5 protein-coding genes are annotated in these 4,235 nt (G+C 74.4%); 3 read left to right on the top strand and 2 right to left on the bottom strand.

The features are described 5' to 3' along the window. On the bottom strand, window positions 1-656 hold a 656-nt coding region (locus tag HW577_RS21720), incomplete at its 3' end, for a hypothetical protein (RefSeq protein WP_198378207.1). An 85-nt stretch (window positions 657-741) separates the two neighbouring features. Here HW577_RS21720 and HW577_RS21715 point away from each other — a divergent pair. From HW577_RS21715 to HW577_RS21705, 3 genes are all read left to right on the top strand, one after another. Further along, on the top strand, window positions 742-1,053 hold the full coding sequence (locus HW577_RS21715) for a hypothetical protein (protein WP_198378206.1): 312 nt from the start codon (window positions 742-744) through the stop codon (window positions 1,051-1,053). Window positions 1,054-1,119: 66 nt separating this feature from the next. Continuing rightward, the gene (locus tag HW577_RS21710; RefSeq protein ID WP_232475139.1) at window positions 1,120-1,764 is read left to right on the top strand and encodes an MBL fold metallo-hydrolase; all 645 of its coding nucleotides are present in this window, start codon (window positions 1,120-1,122) and stop codon (window positions 1,762-1,764) included. Then, window positions 1,761-2,999 carry a serine hydrolase domain-containing protein gene (locus tag HW577_RS21705; RefSeq protein ID WP_198378205.1) on the top strand — a complete coding sequence of 413 codons (1,239 nt, stop codon included), beginning with the start codon at window positions 1,761-1,763 and terminating at the stop codon, window positions 2,997-2,999. Before HW577_RS21710 ends, HW577_RS21705 begins: the two co-directional genes overlap by 4 nt. 4 nt (window positions 3,000-3,003) lie before the next feature. On the opposite strand, the gene HW577_RS21700 is transcribed toward HW577_RS21705, so the two are convergent. Next, window positions 3,004-4,235: FAD-dependent oxidoreductase (locus HW577_RS21700; protein WP_232475138.1), on the bottom strand; the 1,232-nt coding region annotated here is incomplete at its 5' end.

Raw genomic sequence — 4,235 nt, 5'->3', positions numbered from 1 at the left:
TCATCCCCCCCGCCGCCGAGCAGCGCGAGGCCCGCCGCGGCGACGGCGCGCGCATCGACGGCCAGGCGCGACCCCGCCGCCTGCGACGTCGCGTCCACGGTGAACAGCGCCCCCGCCCCGGGCGTGGCCGAGGCGACGACGGGGTCGAGGATGGTCAGCGCGATGTCGCCCGCACCGGCCTCGATGCGCTCGATGCCCGCGACCATGCCGGCGGCGAGGGTGATGGCGAAGCTGCCCGACAAGGCGAGCGTGTCCGCCTCCCCCGCCCCTCCGTCGAGGCTGTCTCCCGCATCGAGCGCGGCGCCGGCGACGATCCGGTCGTCCCCCGCCGCGGCAAGGATGGTGTCCGACCCGCCGCGATCGGCCGCGATCCAGTCATCCGCCGCGGTCCCGTTGCGCAGGCTGATGCCCGTGCCGTCGAGGATCAGCACGCTGCCGTCCTGGAACAGCAGGTTGGCGCCTGTCAGCCCCGGCGCGCCCAGCCCGATGCCGAGCAGGCGAACGCTCTCGCCGCCCGAGGCGATGACAAGGTCGGCCCCGCTCGCGGTGAAGCGCAGCGTCGCGGCGGCGCGGTCTGGGCCGAAGACCAGCAGGTCCTGAGCCGGGACGAAGGCCAGGCTGCCGCCGGCGACATCGGCGAAGGCGTAGGTGGTCATCGCATTCCGCGACAGGAACGAGACGGGTTTATCGCGGAATGGTTGGGCTCCGCGCCTCACGTTCCGGCGAGAGCGTCGGCTTGCCGTGGCCGCGCACCGGGGGAGCATCGGTCCGGCCGGGGAACGCCTGCATGGAGCAGCACCGCTGACGCGACGCCGCCTCGCCCTTCTCGCCTTCGCCCTGGCCGCGGCCGCAGGCTTCGGCTTCCTCGGCGGGGAGGCCGCCGCGCGGCAGCGGGGCGTGCATCCCAACATCGATTCCGCGCAGCGCAAGCTGCGCGAGGCGCTGTCCGACCTGAACCGCGCGCCGGAAGCCTTCGGCGGGCACAAGCAGCGCGCGATCACCCTGACCAGGAGCGCGCTGGCCGAACTGCGCTCCGCCGAGCGCTTCCGCTGAGCGGGTGGCGCCAGGACGCGGCCGGCGGGCTATAGGACCCTGCCGCGCAACGCCCCGAGGGTCCGCATGACGATCGCCGCCGCCATCATCCCGGTGACCCCCTTCCAGCAGAATTGCGTGTTGATCTGGGACGATGCGACGAAGGAAGGCGTGGTGGTCGACCCCGGCGGCGACGCGCCGCAGATCATGGAAGCGATCGCCCAGGCCGGCGTCGCGGTGAAGCGCATCCTGCTCACCCATGGTCACCTCGACCATGCGGGCGCGGCGGCGGAACTGGCCGAAGCGCTCGGCGTGCCGGTCGAAGGCCCGCACCGCGCCGATGCCTTCCTGCTCGACGGACTGCCCGAACAGGGCGCGCGCTACGGCATGGCGTGCCGCACCGTCACCCCGGATCGCTGGCTCGAGGAAGGGGAGAGCGTGGAGATCGCCGGCCAGGACTTCGCCGTGCTGCACTGCCCGGGGCACACGCCGGGGCATGTCGTCTTCGTCTCGACGGCCCTCGAGATCGCGCTGGTGGGCGACGTGATCTTCCGCGGCTCGGTCGGGCGCACGGACTTCCCTTATGGCGACCATGCGGCGCTGATCGCCGCGATCCGCGGCAAGCTGTTCCCGCTCGGCGACGGGATGCGCTTCATCTGCGGCCATGGTCCGGGATCGACCTTCGGCGCCGAGCGGCGCTCCAACCCCTATTGCGGAGACGGCGCCGCATGAGCCCCATGATCGAGACCGACACCCCGCCCTTGCCGCCCGCGCGGCCCGAGGCGATGGGCATGTCCTCCGCGCGCCTCGCCCGCATCCGCCCGGCCTTCGAGCGGGAGGTGGCGGAAGGCCGGCTGCCCGGCGCGGTGGTGGCCATCGCGCGCGACGGGCGGCTGGTGCACCTGGAAGCCGCGGGGTTCCTCGACCCCGTCGCGCGCACGCCGATGCGCGCGGATGCGATGTTCTCCATCGCGTCCATGACCAAGCCCGTCTGCGGCGCGGTCGCAATGAGCCTGGTCGAGGACGGCCGGCTGCTGCTGTCGGATCCGGTCGGCGCCTATGTGCCGCCGCTGATGGAGGTGCAGGTCGCGCGGCCGACCGAGGCGATGCTGGCGGGCACCGGCCCGATCGAGACCGAGCCACAGCGCCGGCGCATGACGGTGCAGGACGCCGCGCGGCACACCACGGGCTTCGTCTATGGCGGCTTCGGCGGGACGGCGGTGCATGCGGCCCATCCCGGCACCTCCATCACCGTCGCGCGCGACCATGACGCGGAAAGCCTGGCGAAGGCGCTCGCCGCGACGCCGCTGCGGCATCATCCGGGCGAGCAGTGGGAATACGGCTTCTCGACCGACGTGCTCGGGCTGGTCGCCGGCGCGGCGGGCGGGGCCTCGCTCGGCGCGCTGATGCGAAGCCGCATCTTCGATCCGCTCGGCATGGCCGAGACGGGCTACGTGCTGCCGGCGGGGCAGGAAGGGCGCTTCGCGAAGCCGCTGCCCGCCTGCCCGATCACCGGCGCGGCGCAATCCGTCGCGGCACCGCTCGCGCCGCCGAAGTTGGAAGTGGGCGGGGCGGGGCTGGTCTCGACCGCGTCGGACTACCTCCGCTTCGCCGAGATGCTGCGCGCGGGCGGGTCCTTCGGCGGGTCGCGGGTGCTTTCGCCGGCGACGGTGCGGTGGATGGCGTCGGACCACCTGCAGGGGATCGCGGGCGGGCCGGACCGGATGGATCCCGGCCTCACTGGCTATGGCTTCGGCGTGACGGTCGCGGTGCGGCGCCACCCCGGCGGGTCGGCCTTCATGGGCGCGCCGGGCGCCTTCGGCTGGTCGGGCGTCTTCGGCACCTATTTCTGGGTCGATCCGGCGGAACGGCTCGCCGTGGTGCTGATGGCGCATGCGCCGGGCGAGATGCGGCTGCGCTACCGCAGGCTCGTGAACATGCTGGTCTACCAGGCGCTGGAACGCTGAGGCGCTACGCCCCGCCGGCGAGACTTTCCGGCGTGGCGTGGGCCAGCACGCCCGTCTTCAGCCCGGCGAGCGTCCGCACCATCTCCCGACGCAGCCAGGGCACGATGCGCAGCCGGTCGAAGGTCGCGTCCCGCACCCAGGCAAGCGCGGTGGAATCCGACTGGAAGAAGGGCGTCATCAGCGCGCTTGCGCGCTGGTAGAAGCGCACATGCGCGCGCCGCGCCGCGGCGTAGCGCGCGAAGGCGGCCTCGTGCCCCGGCTCGGCCACCAGCGCATCGGCGAGCGCGTGCGCATCGAGCAGCGCGCTGTTCGCCCCCTGGCCGAGTTGCGGCGAGGTCGCATGCGCCGCATCGCCGACCAGCACGAGCCGCCCCCGCCAGGGCCGCGTCGCCGTGAACTGGATGTAGGAGGCGGGCGTGAAGGCCTCCGACCCGGGGAGTGCCGCCAGCACCGGCGCGATGGGCGGCCACAGCGCCGAGGCTTCGTCCCGCCACTCCTCGAACCGCGCCGCCCAGGCGCCGTGGTCGCCTGGCTTGAGCGACCAGAACAGCGCGGCGAGCGGCGGCCCGCCGGGGTCCGCGCGCCCGACCGGCAGCCAGCCCAGCATCACTCGCGCCGCGACGTAGCGCTGCAGCAGCATCCCCGGCGCCAGGCCGGGATCGGGCACGCTCGCCCAGACGGCACCGTAGGAAAACGCGCGCGGCGGCGTCGCATCCACCTGCGCGCGCAGCGCCGATCGCGCGCCGGAGGCGTCGACCGCGAGATCGGCCTCCGCCAGCACGGCGCCGTCCGCGCCGAGCAATTCGATCCCGCCCGGCGTTTCCCGGGTGCGCGCGACGGCGCTCGCCGTCGCGATCCGCGCGCCGGAGGCGGCGAAGGCGCGCCACAGCACGCCATGCAGCGCGGCGCGATGCACCGCGAGCGCCTGCAGTCCCGGCGCGAGATCGCCATAGCCGAGGTCGAACACCGTCGCGCCGCGATCCGTCGTGCCGTGCAGCCGCGTGATGGGTGCGCCGAGCGCCGCGATCTCCTCCAGCAGCCCGAGCCGGGCCAGCGCCGCGAGGCCGGTGGGCTGCAGCATCAGGCCCGAGCCGACCGGCGCCGGTTCGGCGAAGCGTTCATGCAGCACGACGTCGTGCCCCGCACGCGCGAGCCGCGTCGCGACGGCGAGCCCGGCGACGCCGGCACCCACCACGGCGACGCGGCGCGTCACTCGGGCCGGCCGCCGCAGCCCAC

Origin of the sequence: Neoroseomonas rubea, assembly GCF_016106015.1 — a bacterium.
Lineage (GTDB): Bacteria > Pseudomonadota > Alphaproteobacteria > Acetobacterales > Acetobacteraceae > Neoroseomonas > Neoroseomonas rubea.
This window is presented reverse-complemented; position numbering and strand designations above follow the sequence as displayed.